The organism is Streptomyces sp. 3-6, from assembly GCF_056323165.1.
Genome location: NZ_JBWHZP010000025.1, coordinates 1 through 15339, shown reverse-complemented (window position 1 = coordinate 15339; position 15339 = coordinate 1). Strand labels below are relative to the sequence as shown.

Below are 15339 nucleotides of genomic sequence, written 5' to 3'. Positions count from 1 at the left end.
CGATGGCCCCGCCATCCAGTGGGCGGGGGCATCACGAACGGTACAACGAAGCGGGCCGCGTGATCGACGGATATCGCGCCCCGCGGCTCCCGGCCGGTCCGCGACCGGGCACGCGCCGGCCGACGGGACATGGAGCGTCCCGTCGGCCGGCGCGTGGACCGTGGCGGTTACGCCCGCGGCTTCTCGCGCATCTCGTACGTCGCGATGACGTCGTCGACCTTGATGTCGTTGAAGTTCCCGAGGTTGATACCGCCCTCGAAGCCTTCGCGGATCTCGGTGACGTCGTCCTTGAAGCGACGCAGTCCCTCGATGGTGAGGTTCTCCGCGACCACCTTGCCGTCGCGGATGAGGCGCGCCTTGGTGTTGCGCTTGACCTCGCCGGAGCGGATGAGCACACCCGCGATGTTGCCCAGCTTGGACGACTTGAAGACCTCGCGGATCTCCGCCGTGCCGAGCTCGACCTCCTCGTACTCCGGCTTGAGCATGCCCTTGAGGGCCGCCTCGATCTCCTCGATCGCCTGGTAGATGACCGAGTAGTACCGGACGTCCACACCCTCGCGCTCGGCCATCTGCTGTGCCCGCCCGGCGGCGCGCACGTTGAAGCCGATCACGATGGCGTCGGAGCCCATCGCCAGGTCGATGTCGGACTCCGTGACCGCACCGACGCCGCGGTGCAGGACGCGGATGTCGACCTCTTCGCCGACGTCCAGCTGGAGCAGCGAGGACTCGAGGGCCTCGACCGATCCGGACGCGTCACCCTTGATGATCAGGTTCAGCTGCTGGACCTCGCCGGCCTTGAGCACCTTGTCCAGGTCCTCCAGCGACACGCGGCGCGTGCGCTTGGCGAACGCGGCGTTGCGCTCACGGGCGGCGCGCTTCTCGGCGATCTGACGGGCCGTACGGTCCTCGTCCACGACGATGAAGTTGTCGCCCGCACCCGGGACGTTGGTCAGGCCCAGGACCTGGACCGGCGTCGACGGGCCCGCCTCGGTGACGTTGTTGCCGTTGTCGTCGAGCATGGCGCGCACGCGGCCGTAGGCGTCGCCCACCACCATCGTCTCGCCGACCCGCAGCGTGCCTCGCTGGACGAGGACGGTCGCCACCGCACCGCGGCCCCGGTCGAGCCGGGACTCGATCGAGATGCCCTGCGCGTCCTGCTTCGGGTTGGCCCGCAGGTCGAGCGAGGCGTCGGCGGTGAGGACGACGGCCTCCAGGAGGCTGTCGATGTGCAGACCCTGCTTGGCGGAGATGTCGACGAACATGGTGTCGCCGCCGTACTCCTCGGCCACCAGGCCGTACTCGGTCAGCTGACCGCGCACCTTGGTCGGGTCGGCGCCCTCGACGTCGATCTTGTTGACCGCGACGACGATCGGCACGTCCGCCGCCTTGGCGTGGTTGAGCGCCTCGACCGTCTGCGGCATGACGCCGTCGTTGGCCGCGACGACCAGGATCGCGATGTCGGTCGACTTGGCACCGCGGGCACGCATGGCGGTGAACGCCTCGTGACCCGGGGTGTCGATGAAGGTGATCTTGCGATCCTCTTCGTTGACCTCGGTCGTGACCTGGTAGGCACCGATGTGCTGGGTGATGCCGCCCGCCTCGCCGGAGGCGACGTTGGTCTTGCGGATGGCGTCGAGCAGTCGGGTCTTTCCGTGGTCGACGTGACCCATGACGGTGACGACCGGCGGACGGACCACCAGGTCCTCCTCGTCGCCCTCGTCCTCGCCGAACTCCAGGTCGAAGGACTCGAGCAGCTCGCGGTCCTCCTCCTCCGGGCTGACGATCTGAACCGTGTAGTTCATCTCGTCCGCGAGGAGCTGGAGCGTCTCGTCGGAGACGGACTGGGTCGCGGTGACCATCTCGCCGAGGTTCATCATGACCGCGACGAGCGACGCCGGGTTGGCGTTGATCTTCTCCGCGAAGTCGGTGAGCGAGGCACCGCGCGACAGGCGAATGGCTTCGCCGTTGCCGCGAGGCAGCATCACACCGCCGACCGACGGGGCCTGCATGGCCTCGTACTCCTGGCGCCTCTGCCGCTTCGACTTGCGGCCGCGACGCGCGGGACCGCCGGGACGGCCGAAGGCGCCCTGCGTGCCACCGCGGCCACCGGGACCACCGGGACGGCCACCGAAGCCGGGACGGCCACCGCCGCCACCGAAGCCGCCGCCGGGACGGCCGGCGAAACCGCCGCCGCCACCGGGACGGCCGGCACCGCCGCCGCCACCGGGACGCCCGGCGAAGCCGGGACGGCCGCCGCCGCCGCCACCGCCGCCGGGACGACCCGCACCGCCCGGACCGCGGCCGCCGGGGCCGGGACGCGGGCCGGCAGCGGGACGCTGCGGCATCATGCCGGGGTTCGGACGCGGACCGCCGGGACGGGGAGCCCCGCCCTGCGGACGCGGCATCGAGCCCGGGGTCGGGCGCTGCCCGCCCGGAGCCTGCGGACGGGGACCGCCGCCCGGGGCACCGGGTGCCTGGGGACGGGGACCGCCGCCGGGAGCACCGGGGCCGCCGGGGCGCTGTCCCTGGGGACGCGGCGCCTGAGGACGGGCCATGCCGGTGGAGCCACCCGAGGTGAACGGGTTGTTGCCGGGACGCGGGCCGGCCGGGCGGGCGCCCGGACGGGGACCGCCGGGACGCTGTCCCTGACCGGCCGGACGGCCCTGACCCTGGCCCGGCCCCTGACCCTGACCGGCGGGACGACCGCCGGGCTTGGGGGCACCGGGACGCGCGCCGCCGGGCTTCGGCCCGGACGGGGCGGCCGGCGACGCGGGCGGGGCCTGGAACTCCGGCGCGGCCGGGGCCGGACGCGGCGCGGGGCGCGGGCCCGGCGTCGGACGCGGACCCGGGGTCGCCGGCGAGGGCGCCGACGGGGCCGGGGACTGGGACGCGGCCGGCTTGGGCGCGGCCGGCGGCTTCGGGGCAGCCGGACGCTCCCCCGGCGCCTTGGCGGCGCGGGGGCCTGCGGCCTGTGCCGGAGAGGGTGCCGCGGGCCTGGGGGCCGCCTTGCGGGGCGCTCCCGGCTTCGCCGCGGACTTGCCGTTGCCGCCGCCGCCCTGGAAGGCGTCGGTCAGCTTGCGTACTACGGGCGCTTCGATGGTCGAAGACGCCGAACGGACGAATTCACCGAGTTCCTGGAGCTTGGCCATGACGACCTTGCTCTCCACGCCGAACTCCTTGGCGAGTTCGTAGACCCGGACCTTAGCCACTTCGCTCCTTTGAGGTCCGGGTTGCGTCCGGACCGTCGCTAGTTCATGGGCGTACTCATCGCGTACTCATCGAGTGCTCATCGCAATCTCGACCTGCTTTCGACTCGCGAGGTACCAGACCGCACGGGGGGTTCCGTGCGGCATGTCTTCCTGTCGGGCTGCTGTCAGCAACCCTGTGCCTGCTCGACGTAGTGGCGCAACGCCTTTACGTCGAGCGGTCCCGGGACGCGGAACGCCCGCGGGAACGCCCTGCGGCGCACCGCCTGGTCCAGACAGAGCGGGACGGGGTGTACATAGGCACCCCGGCCGGGCAGCGTACCGCGAGGATCGGGGACGCAGGCGCCCTCGACCGCCACGATGCGCAGCAGCTCGTTCTTGACCGCCCGCTCCCGGCACCCCACGCAGGTGCGTTCGGGGCATGCACGGGTAGGTGTCCGGCCAGACACAGCTCAGTCTACCTCCCCGAAGCGACCTCACCCCTTCGGGGCAAGGATCGAACACGTGCCGCAGAAAAAGCTGTCGTGATCTCAGCGACCTGCGGCCTGGATCCATTCCCCGGCGGCTTTCCGGCCGGCCGGGCGACGCGCGGTGCGGCCGTCGGCCGCACCGCCGCCCGGGCTACTCGCCGGACGCCCCGCCGGGCTGCTCGGTGTCGGGCCGGATGTCGATCCGCCAGCCGGTCAGCCGGGCGGCGAGCCGGGCGTTCTGGCCCTCCTTGCCGATGGCCAGGGAGAGCTGGTAGTCCGGCACCGTCACCCGGGCGGACCGGGCCGCCATGTCCACGACCTCCACCTTGGAGACCCGGGCGGGCGACAGGGCGTTCGCCACCATCTCGGCCGGGTCGTCCGACCAGTCGACGATGTCGATCTTCTCACCGTTCAGTTCGGCCATGACGTTGCGCACCCGGCCGCCCATGGGGCCGATGCAGGCGCCCTTGGCGTTCAGCCCGGACCGCAGGGAACGGACGGCGATCTTCGTGCGGTGACCGGCCTCACGCGCGATCGCCGAGATCTCCACGGAGCCGTCGGCGATCTCCGGCACCTCCAGGGCGAACAGCTTCTTCACCAGGTTGGGGTGGGTGCGCGACAGCGTGACCGAGGGCCCGCGGACGCCCTTGGCGACCCGGACGACGTAGCTGCGCAGCCGCATGCCGTGCGGGTACGTCTCACCCGGGACCTGCTCCTGCACCGGCAGGATGGCCTCCAGCCGGCCGATGTCGACCAGTACGTTCTTCGGGTCGCGGCCCTGCTGGACGACGCCGGTCACGATGTCGCCCTCGCGGCCCGCGTACTCGCCGAGCGTCGCGTCGTCCTCGGCGTCGCGCAGCCGCTGCAGGATCACCTGCTTGGCCGTGGTCGCGGCGATGCGGCCGAACCCCGACGGGGTGTCGTCGAACTCGCGGGGCTCCTGGCCCTCCTCGACGTCCTCGGGGTCCTCCTTCGCCCACACGGTCACGTGCCCGGTCTTCCGGTCGAGCTCCACGCGCGCCTGGCGGCGGCTGCCCTCGGTCCGGTGGTAGGCGATGAGGAGAGCCGATTCGATCGCCTCGACCAGCAGGTCGAAGGAGATCTCCTTCTCCCGCACCAGGCCCCGCAGGGCACTCATGTCGATGTCCACGGCTACGCCTCCTCTTCCTTCTCGTCGCCCTGCCTGGCGGACGCGTCGTCGGACTTGTCGTCCTTGCGGTTGAACTCGACCTGGACGCGCGCCCGGGTGATGTCGCCGAAGGCGAGCCTGCGCGCGGTGGGCCTGCGCCCCTTGACCCCCGGCACCTCGACGTCGAGTCCCTCGTCGTCGGCCGTCAGGATCCGGGCGGTCAGCTCGCCGCCCTCGGTCAGCTGGAACCTCACCAGGCGTCCGGTGGCCCGCACGTAGTGCCGGTGCTCGGTGAGGAGGCGCTCCGCGCCGGGGGTGCCCACTTCGAGGGTGTACTCCCCGCTGCCCATCGCGTCCGTCTCGTCCAGCTTCGCCGAGAGCGCACGGCTCACCTCGGCGATCCGGTCCAGATCGGCACCGGTGTCGGAGTCGACGGTGACGCGCAGCACCCGCTTGCGGCCGACCGAGTCGACGGCGATCTCCTCGAGATCGAGGCCCTGTGAGCTGACGAGCGGTTCCAGAAGTTCTCGCAGCCTCTCGCTCTGGGTGGTGCTCATCCGGGTGACTCCTCGGCCGCGTGTGCTGTTGTGGGACGGTGCGCGTGTCTGGTCAAAGGGTATCCGGTCGCAGAGGGTGATGCCGTCCACCCGGTGACGGAGGGTGCCGCTGACCGCCGCCGGGGGCGACCCCGGGTACCGTGATCACGCGTCTGCGGCCCCCGCCGTCGCCGCCACGTTCGACCGAGCCCCCCGAGGACGTCTCCCGTGCCGTTCCCCCTCTTCCCGGGCACCCGCTCGGGGCCCCGCAGACGGAGCCTGCTCGCCGTCGCCCCGGCGGCCCTCGTCGCCGCGGGCTGTTCCGCCGGGTCCGACGACTCCGCCACCACCCGCGGCAGCGGCCCCTCGGCCGCGGAACGGGTCCGCGCGCGTGCGGCCCGGGACAGCAGGGAGCTGGCCGCCCGGTACGACGCCGTGATCGCCGCGCACCCCGGGCTCGCCGAGCGGCTGCGCCCGCTGCGCGCGGACACCGTCCGGCACGCCGACGCCTTCGGGCCCGCGCCGACGCCATCCTCGTCGTCGGGGGCGCCGACGCCGTCCGGCACCGGCGCCGAGGCGTCCGCGGCCCCCTCCGCGCCGTCCTCCGCCGCCGTGCCGGCGACGCCGAAGGAGGCCCTGGCCGGCCTCGCCGCGGCGGAACGGGAGCTCGCCGACCGGCGCACCCGCGCGCTGCTGGAGGCGCCGGGCGAGCTGGCCCGGCTGCTGGCCTCCGCGGCGGCGGCCGGGGCGGCGCACGTGTTCCTGCTGACGGAGGGACGGGCGTGAGCGAGGCGGAGGAGCGGGAGCTGCGGGCGTTGCAGGCGGCCCTGGCGGCGGAGCACGCGGCGGTGTACGGCTACGGCGTCGTCGGCGGACGCGTCGGCACGGACCACCGGCCTCAGGCGCGCGCCGCCTACGACGCCCACCGGGCCCGCCGGGACGCGCTGGTGCGCGACGTCCGGGAGGCGGGGGCCGCCCCGGTCGCCGCGGCCGCCGGGTACGCGCTGCCCTTCCCGGTGCCGGACGCGGCGGCGGCCGTGCGGCTGGCGGCGGAACTGGAGAACCGCCTCGCCGGCGTCTACGCGGACCTGGTCCGCGACAGCCGGGGCGGACGGCGCCGGGCCGCCGCGGAGGCGCTGCGGGAGGCGGCGGTGCGCTCGGCCCGCTGGAGCGGGGGGAGCGTAGCCTTCCCTGGGCTGGCCGAGCGGGCCGGTCCGCAGGACTGAGGCGCCCGCGGGCGGCACGGCCCGGGACGGCACGGCGCCGGGCGCGCGGACGGCGCACGACGGGCGACGGGCCCCGCGACACCGCGGGCAGGCTCCGCGACACCACGAAGGGAACGACGCGCGCATGGTTTTCGACCCGCCGAGGCGTCTGGTGAGGGCGCTCGCGGAGACGGCTCCGGACGGTGACCGCTGGCTGGAGCAGGTGCCCGGTGCGGCACGGCGGGCCGTGGCCGCGCTCGGGTTGACCGTGGAGCGGGTGCAGGTGCCCGGGGGCCGCAGCAGTCTGGTGGTGCTGGTGAGCACGGCGCAGGGCACGCCCGCGGTGCTGAAGCTGGCGCCGCGCCGGTTCCGGCCGGAGGCCGAGCGGGCCGCGCTCGCGCACTGGGCCGGGCGGGGCGCGGTGCAGCTGCTGGACGCGGAGGCCGTCCCGGGGGAGCCCGAGGGGGTGCTGCTGCTGGAGCGGCTGCACCCGGACGTGTCGGTGCGGTCGCTGCCCGAGGCGCGGGCGCTGCTGGAGGCGGCGGGGACGCTGCGCCGCCTGTGGGTGCCGCCGCCCGGGGACCACGTCTTCGAGACGGTGGCCGAGCGGACCGGGCGGCAGGCGGAGGCGATGCGGGCGGGCGCCGGGGCGGACCCGGAGTCGGCCGCACTGGTGCGGGACGCGCTGGCTGCCCGGGACGAACTGCTCGCCGGGCCGCCCGAACCCCGCCTCCTGCACGGGACGTTCCGGCAGAGCAAGGTGCTCGCGGGCGAACGGATGCCGTGGCTGGCGGTGGGTCCGGACCCGGTGGTCGGTGAGTGCGCCTTCGACCTGGCCCGGCTCGTCCGCGACCGGGTGGAGGACCTGATCGCCCAGCCGTCCGGCGCGGCGACGACCCGCCGCCGGGTGAAGCGGCTCGCGGAGTCGCTGGAGGTGGACCAGGAGCGGCTGCGCGGCTGGACCCTCTTCCGTGCGGTGGAGTCGGGCGTGCGCGCCCGCCGGGTGGGCCGCGTCCAGGACGCGGAGCTGCTGCTGGAGTTCGCCACCTGGCTCTGACTCCTCGGAGGTCGTGGCGGGCCCGGTCGTAGAAGGCTCGGAAATCGTGGCGGGCCCGGTCGTGGAAGGCTCGACGGACGTGGCGGGCCCCGGAGGTCCCGGGCGGGGTGCGGGCGCGCCCCCCTGCCGGTGATGGTGGCAGGGGGGCGCCGGTGATCCGGTCGGCGTGCCTCCCGAGCTTGCCGGCCGGATTCCCGGGTGTCCCCCGGCACGGCTCACGAACCGGCCGAGGGCCCCGGTGCCTGCCGTCCGGCCGCGGCGGCGAAACCGGCCGACAGGGTTCCTTCGCAGGCCAGCAGCTGCGTGTGGCGGCGGATGACCGCCTCCTGGTCGGGGGCGTCACCGTCCGGCACCGGGTGCGGGACGGGTTCCGGCCCCGGGGGCACGTGGGCGAACAGGGCGAGGTCGCCCGGTGCTATCCGCCACGACAGGTGCCAGCCCCCGGCGACCAGGCACAGGCGGTACGCGCCCTGCGGTCCCTGGCCGGGGCCGGTGAGGGGCGTGAGGACCGCGCTGGCCGGGTGCAGCGCGGCGAGCCAGGCGAGGAGGTGGGCCCGCTCCCGCTGGACGCGGCCCAACTGGCGTTCGTAGGAGTCGGCGTGCTGCTGCCACCGGGCCAGCCGCTGTCTGCTGACGGACAGTTCGTGCTGGAGGCGCAGCCGGTCCTCGGTCTCCCGGCGGCGGGCCGTGCGGTGCCGCAGGAGCCGTCCGACCAGGCCGCCGGAACGCCGTCCGGCGGCCCCCACGGCGGCCCGGGGGCTCATCGGTCCTCCTCGTCGTGAGGGGTGCCGCGGACGGGGGTGAGCGGGCCGGCGTACTCGGCGACGTTGGCCAGGGAGCAGCGTTCCGGGCGGCCGTCCACCGACATCAGGGGCATCCCGTCGGGGGTGCGCAGCCCCTGGAAGTACCAGGTCTCCCCGTGCGCGTCGCGGTGCGGGAGCGTCAGGTCGTAGGTGGTGTCGCCGTGCCGGTGGGTCCGCTCGGCCGTCCCGCGCGCACCATGCTCGTGGGGGCCGTCCGGGGCGCGGGCGACGACGGTCACCCGGACTCCGTCGCGCCGGCCTTCCCCGGCGAGCGTACGGGGGCCGAACGCCTCGCCGGACACGGTGATCCCGAAGTAGGCGCACCAGGCGTCCCAGCGCGGATACGGGGGTGCGAGCCCGAGGAGGACCCGCACGGTGTCGCCGTCGGCCCGGACGCCGCGCACGTCCGGGTGGGTGCCGATCTCGCGCTCGACGGCCCGCGCCACGGCCCGGGCGCGGGCGGCGGCGTCCTGCTCCGGGACGGCGGCCGGGGCGGGGACACCGGCGGGGGCGGGCTGCTCCGTTCCGCCTCCGCCGGGCAGGGCGTGGAGGTGGTCCGCCGGGCTCGGCAGGATCCGCACGGGGAACTGAAGGAGTCCGGCGGGGAGGGCCGGCGGGGCGTCCGGGAGGTGGACGTCGAGGACGTGGTCGTGCCGGTGGGCCGTCACGGTCACGCGGACGACGGACACCGTGCGGACGTCGACGGGGGCGTCGGCGCGGGCGTGCTCGGGGAAGCCGTCCGCGGCGTGCGGGTGTCCGTCCGGGGGGTGGGTGCGCCCGTCCTCGGGGTGGGTGTGGCCGTCGACGACGGCCCAGGGGTGCCCGTCGACGAGCCGGAGGGCGGCACCGTCCGCCGCGTGGGCGTGGCCGTCCGCGGCCGGGAAGGGGGCGTGCGCCGAGTGGGCGTGCCCCTCGCCGGCGGGAAGGTGGGCGTCCGCCGCGTAGGCGTGGCCGTCCACGGCGTGCAGGTGCGCCTCCACCGCGTGGGCGTGCCCGTCCGCGGCCGGGAGAGGGGCGTCCGCCGGGCAGGCGTGTTCCGCGCCGGCGGGGAGGGGGTCGTACGCCACGGGGAGGTGGCCGTCGACGGCGTGCAGGGGGCGTTCGTTCACGAGGGCATCACTCCCGCCGCCCAGCGCAGTTTGTGCATGGCGCGGTGGGTCAGCGCCTTGACGGCGCCGACCGTGCGGCCCATGGCGTGCGCGGTCTCCTCGGCCGACAGCCCGCCGAGGAAGCGCAGTTCGACGCAGTGCCGCTGGGGCGGGGCGAGGGCGCCCAGCGCGCGGCGCACGGTCTCGCCGGCCTCGATGGCGTCCAGTTCGCGCAGCACCAGCGACTCGGTGCCGGGGCCGGGCTGCACCGGGTCGCCGAACTCGGCGACGAGCATCTCCCGGCGGGTGCGGCTGCGGCCCACCTCGTCGAGGTGCAGGTTCCTGGCGATGATGGTGAGCCAGGCGACGGGGTCCGTGCCCCGCCAGGCGAAGCCGCCGATGGTGCGCAGGGCGCGGGCGAACACCTCCTGGGTCAGGTCCTCGGCCAGGTGACGGTCGCGGGTGCGGCACAGCAGATAGCGGTACACGAAGCCGTAGTGCTCGCGGTAGAGGTGGGCGAACGCCTCCCTGTCCCCGGTGCGGGCACGAGCGAGCCACGCGGGCTCCGGGGCGGTCCCCCTGCCGGTGTGTAAGGACACGGTCGGTACTCCTTCGACGTCGGGTCACGGCGGGCGCCCGGTGTGCGGCGCCTCGCGGGTGCGCAGGACAGGACACGCGACCCTGCCTGCAATCTTCATGTGGATGTAGATTCTTGCGTGACACTTCGTGTGGGCCCCACCACCCGAGGAGACCCTCGGCCGGGGCGGCCCGGACGCACGTGCGTACGCCCGCCCACCGCCGGCCTGGCCGATGTCCGACCCCCGAAGCCGTCTACAGTCTCCGTGTAGATGTAGATCGTGTCAAGGTACCCGGGGCATACTCGGTTTACGGGCCGCACGGGAACCGGAGGTTGTGCGCGGGCGGCTGACGCGCGCGGGCGCACACCAGGCGGTCCGGTGACGATCTGCGATCTACTTGCGCTTGTAGATGGCCATGGCCGATCCTCTGACGCGTGACGAACCGCGAGACGCCCTCCCCCACCTCCTCCAGCACCGGCGACGACCAGGACCGGCCGGGCGAGGATCTCGCAGCGCTGCTCGAGCGCCTCCTCGCGCAGGTCCCCGGCCGGAGCCAGAAGGACCTGGCACGGGAGGCGGACATCTCCTACCAGACGCTCAACGCCTGGATGAACCGCACCCGGGGCACCTCACGGATCCCCCCGGAGCGCCTGCGGGCCATGGTCGAGGTGTTCCGGCGGTGGGGTGTGCGGACGACGCCCAAGGAGTTCTTCGAGGCCGTCGGGCGCCCGGTGCCCGGACCGGGCCGCGACGAGCGCGAGGCCCGGCTGCTCAAGCTCTACCGCCAGCTCCCCGAAGCGCGGCAGCGCGCGCTCATCAAGGACGCCGAGGCCATGCTCCAGGTCAGCCGGATGTCGTGATCCCACCCGTCACAGTGGCCCGACGGCCGACGATTGCACCAAAAACCCCACAGGTGGCCCAGAGCATCGATACCATCGGGTGGCCGCTGGCCTCCCGAAGCGGAATTCCATGCCGTTGTGCATCCCTGGGGAGACAGTCATGTGCATCCACGTTTTCGTGGCGGACGATCTGCCGGACATCGTTGTGTGGGACCCCGACGAAGTCAGCGTCCTGGTGGCGCGGGGCTCCCGGGCCCGGGAGGTGCTCCGGGAACTGCGGGCCCTGCTGACGATCGACCTGGGAGCGCCGGAGGGCACCGGCACCGCGCTGTTGTGCTTCTGCGGTGCGCGCATCGAACTTCCCGTCGGCCTCACCGAACAACCGGTCACGGCCGGCGTCTGCTGACCCCGGCGTGAGGCCCGGCCCACGGCGTGCGCCGCGCGGCCGGGCCGTCCCGAGCGGCGTCGCCTCCGGCCCGGCCGAGCCGGCCGGAGGCGACCCACGGGCCGGGTCAGAGGGCCGTCAGACGGGCCACGGCCTCCTCGACGGTGAGCTCCTCGCGCTCACCGGTGCGCCGGTCCTTCAGCTCCACCACGCCCTCGGCGGCACGGCGTCCGGCGACCAGGATCTGCGGAACACCGATCAGCTCGGAGTCGGTGAACTTCACGCCCGGGGAGACGCCCGCGCGGTCGTCGACCAGGACCCGCACCCCGGCCGCGGCGAGCTTCTCCGAGACGTCCAGGGCCAGTTCGGTCTGCAGCGCCTTGCCCGCGGCCACCACGTGCACGTCGGCGGGCGCGACCTCCTTGGCCCAGATCAGGCCCTTGTCGTCGGCGTGCTGCTCGGCCAGGGCCGCGACCGCGCGCGAGACGCCGATGCCGTAGGAGCCCATGGTGACGCGGACCGGCTTGCCGTTCTGGCCGAGCACGTCCAGCTTCAGGGCGTCGGTGTACTTGCGGCCGAGCTGGAAGATGTGGCCGATCTCGATGGCCCGGTCCAGCCGCAGCCCGGTGCCGCACTTCGGGCAGGGGTCGCCGTCCTGCGCGACGACGACGTCCACGTACGCGTCGACCTCGAAGTCCCGTCCGGCGACCACGTTCTTGGCGTGCGTGTCGGTCTTGTTGGCGCCCGTGATCCAGGCGGTGCCGGGCGCCACGCGGGGGTCGGCGAGGTAGCGGACCTTCTCCAGGCCCTGCGGGCCGACGTAGCCGCGGACCAGCTCGGGACGGGCCGCGAAGTCCGCCTCCGTGACCAGTTCGACCTCGGCGGGCGCGAAGTGCGCCTCCAGCTTGCCCATGTCGACCTCGCGGTCGCCGGGCACCCCCACGGCCACGATCTCGCCGTCCACCTTGACCAGCAGGTTCTTCAGGGTGGCCGAGGCCGGGACGCCGAGGGAGGCGGCGAGGGTCTCGATGGTGGGGGTGTCGGGCGTCGGGATGTCCTCGGCCGCGGGCACGTCCGCCGCGTCGACCGGCCGCACCTCGTAGGTGATCGCCTCGGTGTTCGCGGCGAAGTCGCAGTGCGGGCAGTCGGCGAACACGTCCTCGCCGGCCTCCGCCGGGGCGAGGAACTCCTCGGACTTGGAGCCGCCCATCGCGCCCGCGGTGGCCGCACAGATGCGGTAGTCCAGGCCCAGCCGCTCGAAGACGCGCTGGTACGCCTGCCGGTGCAGGGCGTAGGACTCGCCGAGCCCCTCGTCGGTGACGTCGAACGAGTAGGAGTCCTTCATCAGGAACTCACGGCCGCGCAGGATGCCCGCCCGGGGACGCGCCTCGTCGCGGTACTTGGTCTGGATCTGGTAGAGGATCACCGGCAGGTCCTTGTAGGAGGACGCCTGGTCCTTCACCAGCAGGGTGAAGATCTCCTCGTGCGTCGGGCCGAGGAGGTAGTCGCCGCCCTTGCGGTCCTTCAGGCGGAACAGCTCGCCGCCGTACTCGTCCCAGCGGCCGGTCGCCTCGTAGGGCTCGCGCGGCAGCAGGGCGGGCAGCAGCACCTCCTGGGCGCCGATGGCGTCCATCTCCTCGCGGACGATGCGCTCGACGTTGGCGAGGACCTTCTTCCCGAGCGGCAGCCAGCTCCAGATGCCGGCGGCGGTGCGGCGCACGTAGCCCGCGCGGACCAGCAGCTTGTGGCTGAGGACCTCGGCGTCCGCCGGGTCGTCGCGCAGCGTCTTCGCCATCAACTGGGACATGCGCTGGACCGGTGCGTTCGCCATGGTTCTCGTCACTCCTGCTGCTGGGGGTCCCCCGGCTCGAACGCAGCCGAGAGGGGGGAAGGTGATGACGAGAGGTTAGCCGGGCGGGACGGGGCGGTGGAAATCGGTTACGGCCCGGCCCCGTCAGGGGCGCAGCAGGGGCAGCGGCGCGCCCATCACGGCGTACGGCTTGGTGGCGCTGGGGAAGTGCACCCGGCGGGCCAGGTCCTGGTAGCCGAGGGAGCGGTAGAGGCCGCGGGCGGGGCTCTCCACGTCGATCGCCGAGAGGATCGAGCGGGGTTCGTCGGCGCCGTCGGTGATCGTGGTGATCAGGGCCCGGCCGATGCCGTGCTGCTGGTGCCGCGGGTGGACGTGCAACTCGGTGATGACGAAGGAGTCGTCGAGCCAGTCCCCGTGGCCGAGGGCGCGCAGGTAGGGCTCCACGACGGTGGACCACCAGTGGCCGCGGTCGTTGGGCATGCCGTAGACGAAGCCGACGAGGCGCCCGGAGGCGGTGGTGGCGCCGAACGCCCGGGCCCCGGGGAGCGTCATGTGGCGCAGCACGATCTGCCGGCGCACGGCCACCTCGTCGGGGCCGAGCCCGAAGGCGGCCGCCTGGACGTCCAGGGCCGCGTCGACGTGGGCCGGGAGGTCGAGGGGGCCGATCACGATGTCGTCGGCGTCGGGTCGGCCGTGACCGGGAAAGCGCAGCATGCGGGGAGACTACAGGGCGGCGGGGCCGGTCCGGAGGGGTCGCCCGGCCGTCTCAGAACAGCACGCTCATGAACGCGCCGACTTCCTCGAAGCCCACCCGCCGGTAGGTGCGGCGGGCGGGGGTGTTGAAGTCGTTGACGTAGAGGCTGACCACGGGGGCGACGTCGGCGAGGGCGTACCGCAGGACGGCGGCCATGCCGGGGGCGGCGACGCCGGTGCCGCGGTGCTCGGGGGCCACCCAGACGCCCTGGATCTGGCAGGCGCGGTCGGTGGCCGCGCCGATCTCCGCTTTGAAGACGACGTTGCCGTCGGCGTCGAAGCGGGCGAAGGAACGTCCCGCCCCGACGAGCTCCGCGACCCGGGCCTGGTAGAGCAGGCCGCCGTCGCCGGCCAGCGGGGAGATGCCGACCTCCTCGGTGAACATGGCGACGCAGGCCGGCATGATCCGTTCCATCTCGTCCTTGCGGACGCGGCGCACGTAGGGGTCCGGGGCGAGGTCGGCGGGCATCCGGTCGGTGACCATGAGCGGCTGGCAGCGGCGGACCTCGCGGGCGGGGCCCCACTGGGGTTCCAGCAGCCGCCACAGCTCGGCGGTGGGTTCGGCCGGGCCGACGATGGAGGAGCAGCGGCGGCCGGCCCGGCGGGCCCGGTCGGCGAAGGCGCGCACCGCCCGGGGGGTGGCGCAGATGGGGACGAGGTTGGCGCCCGCGTAGCACAGGGAGGTCAGCATGCCGCCCTCGTACCAGCCCCACATCTCGCCGCCGAGCCGCCAGGGGTCCAGGCCGGCGACCCGCACCCGGGACGTCACGAAGGCGTTGGCGACCGGCTCGCGGTCGAGCACCGCGAGGGCGGCGTCCAGGTCACTCGGTTCGAGGACCCGGGAGGTGGTCTGCGTCAACACGCGCGGGGGCCTCACACACTGGGGTCTGCTGGTTTCCGCACTGTACCCGCGGAGCCGGGGCCGCGCCGCATCGTGCCGGTGCCTTCCCGGGGGCCGCTTCGCGGTGCGTGCCGGGTGCGCGGGCCCGCCGCGGCGCGCTCCGGTACCCGGGTTCGTCCGGCCGGGTACCGGTGGGCCTCCGGCCCGGAGCCCGTACCCGTCCGGCCCGGTACCCGTACGTGTCCGGCCGGACCGCGCCCTGGTCGGGCCCGGTTCCCGTACGCGTCCGGCGCGGTATCCGTGCCCGCCCGGCCCGGCAGGCCCCCGGTCCGGCGCCGGGAGGTGTCCCGGTCCGGTCCTCAGGCGTGCCGGTTCCGCGCGCTCCGGGCCGGAAGGGCCGGGGCACGGGGCGTCGGTGCCGTCGACGGGGGCCGCGGGCCCCCGCCCGGCCGGCCGGGGCGCGTCCGCCGGGAGCGGGCGGCGGCGGGGTCAGTCGGCGACGGAGATCTGGGGTTCGCCCGAGGCGATGCCGTCCTTCTCCATCTGTTCGGCGATCTTCATCGCCTCCTCGATCAGCGTCTCGACGATCTTCGACTCCGGCACCGTCTTGATGACCTCGCCCTTGACGAAGATCTGCCC

The 15339-nt window shown here is 74.3% G+C and carries 15 protein-coding genes and 1 pseudogene; 5 read left to right on the top strand and 11 right to left on the bottom strand.

What is annotated here, in order from left to right:
• Positions 1-167 precede the first annotated feature (167 nt).
• From infB to rimP, 4 genes are all read right to left on the bottom strand, one after another.
• A complete protein-coding gene (infB, locus tag AC02VZ_RS23815) occupies positions 168-3209 on the bottom strand; it encodes a translation initiation factor IF-2 (RefSeq protein WP_476476352.1) in 3042 nt (1013 codons plus the stop codon).
• Between the two features lie 164 nt (positions 3210-3373).
• On the bottom strand, positions 3374-3655 hold the full coding sequence (locus AC02VZ_RS23810) for a YlxR family protein (protein WP_362101673.1): 282 nt from the start codon (positions 3653-3655) through the stop codon (positions 3374-3376).
• Between the two features lie 172 nt (positions 3656-3827).
• Complete coding sequence (nusA, locus tag AC02VZ_RS23805; protein ID WP_432057798.1) at positions 3828-4826, bottom strand: transcription termination factor NusA; 999 nt, start codon at positions 4824-4826, stop codon at positions 3828-3830.
• 2 nt (positions 4827-4828) lie between these two features.
• Positions 4829-5362 (bottom strand): ribosome maturation factor RimP, encoded by a 534-nt coding sequence (rimP, locus tag AC02VZ_RS23800; RefSeq protein ID WP_432057797.1) that lies wholly within the window; start codon positions 5360-5362, stop codon positions 4829-4831.
• 207 nt (positions 5363-5569) lie between these two features.
• Here rimP and AC02VZ_RS23795 point away from each other — a divergent pair, with 207 nt between their 5' ends.
• The 3 genes from AC02VZ_RS23795 to AC02VZ_RS23785 all read left to right on the top strand — a co-directional run bounded on the left by AC02VZ_RS23795 (position 5570) and on the right by AC02VZ_RS23785 (position 7603).
• The gene (locus AC02VZ_RS23795; protein ID WP_476476351.1) at positions 5570-6127 is read left to right on the top strand and encodes a hypothetical protein; all 558 of its coding nucleotides are present in this window, start codon (positions 5570-5572) and stop codon (positions 6125-6127) included.
• A complete protein-coding gene (locus tag AC02VZ_RS23790; RefSeq protein ID WP_476476350.1) occupies positions 6124-6567 on the top strand; it encodes a DUF4439 domain-containing protein in 444 nt (147 codons plus the stop codon). Before AC02VZ_RS23795 ends, AC02VZ_RS23790 begins: the two co-directional genes overlap by 4 nt.
• A gap of 124 nt (positions 6568-6691) precedes the next feature.
• Positions 6692-7603, top strand: a complete 912-nt coding sequence (locus AC02VZ_RS23785; protein ID WP_476476349.1) for an aminoglycoside phosphotransferase family protein — start codon at positions 6692-6694, stop codon at positions 7601-7603.
• Positions 7604-7818: 215 nt separating this feature from the next.
• Here AC02VZ_RS23785 and AC02VZ_RS23780 read toward each other — a convergent pair whose 3' ends face one another.
• From AC02VZ_RS23780 to AC02VZ_RS23770, 3 genes are read right to left on the bottom strand one after another with little or no spacing between them, the layout of a single operon-like run.
• Entirely contained in the window at positions 7819-8367 is a 549-nt protein-coding gene (locus AC02VZ_RS23780; RefSeq protein ID WP_476476348.1) for a hypothetical protein, read from the bottom strand.
• Entirely contained in the window at positions 8364-9515 is a 1152-nt protein-coding gene (locus tag AC02VZ_RS23775; RefSeq protein WP_476476347.1) for a BN159_2729 family protein, read from the bottom strand. The genes AC02VZ_RS23780 and AC02VZ_RS23775 overlap by 4 nt, the downstream gene beginning before the upstream one ends.
• Positions 9512-10093: an RNA polymerase sigma factor gene (locus tag AC02VZ_RS23770; protein ID WP_432057791.1), complete on the bottom strand. Its 582-nt coding sequence runs from the start codon at positions 10091-10093 to the stop codon at positions 9512-9514. The genes AC02VZ_RS23775 and AC02VZ_RS23770 overlap by 4 nt, the downstream gene beginning before the upstream one ends.
• 413 nt (positions 10094-10506) lie before the next feature.
• Between AC02VZ_RS23770 and AC02VZ_RS23765 the strand changes: the two genes are divergently transcribed.
• Positions 10507-10932, top strand: a complete 426-nt coding sequence (locus tag AC02VZ_RS23765; RefSeq protein WP_432057790.1) for a helix-turn-helix domain-containing protein — start codon at positions 10507-10509, stop codon at positions 10930-10932.
• 139 nt (positions 10933-11071) lie between these two features.
• A complete protein-coding gene (locus AC02VZ_RS23760) occupies positions 11072-11317 on the top strand; it encodes a hypothetical protein (RefSeq protein ID WP_432057789.1) in 246 nt (81 codons plus the stop codon).
• A 106-nt stretch (positions 11318-11423) separates the two neighbouring features.
• Here AC02VZ_RS23760 and AC02VZ_RS23755 read toward each other — a convergent pair whose 3' ends face one another.
• From AC02VZ_RS23755 to AC02VZ_RS23740, 4 genes and pseudogenes are all read right to left on the bottom strand, one after another.
• Positions 11424-13127, bottom strand: a complete 1704-nt coding sequence (locus tag AC02VZ_RS23755; protein ID WP_476476346.1) for a proline--tRNA ligase — start codon at positions 13125-13127, stop codon at positions 11424-11426.
• Positions 13128-13250: 123 nt separating this feature from the next.
• Entirely contained in the window at positions 13251-13820 is a 570-nt protein-coding gene (locus tag AC02VZ_RS23750) for a GNAT family N-acetyltransferase (RefSeq protein ID WP_432057787.1), read from the bottom strand.
• A 52-nt stretch (positions 13821-13872) separates the two neighbouring features.
• Entirely contained in the window at positions 13873-14721 is an 849-nt protein-coding gene (locus AC02VZ_RS23745; RefSeq protein WP_432057786.1) for a GNAT family N-acetyltransferase, read from the bottom strand.
• A 468-nt stretch (positions 14722-15189) separates the two neighbouring features.
• Positions 15190-15339: pseudogene (locus AC02VZ_RS23740) on the bottom strand (flavodoxin-dependent (E)-4-hydroxy-3-methylbut-2-enyl-diphosphate synthase); the annotation flags it as partial.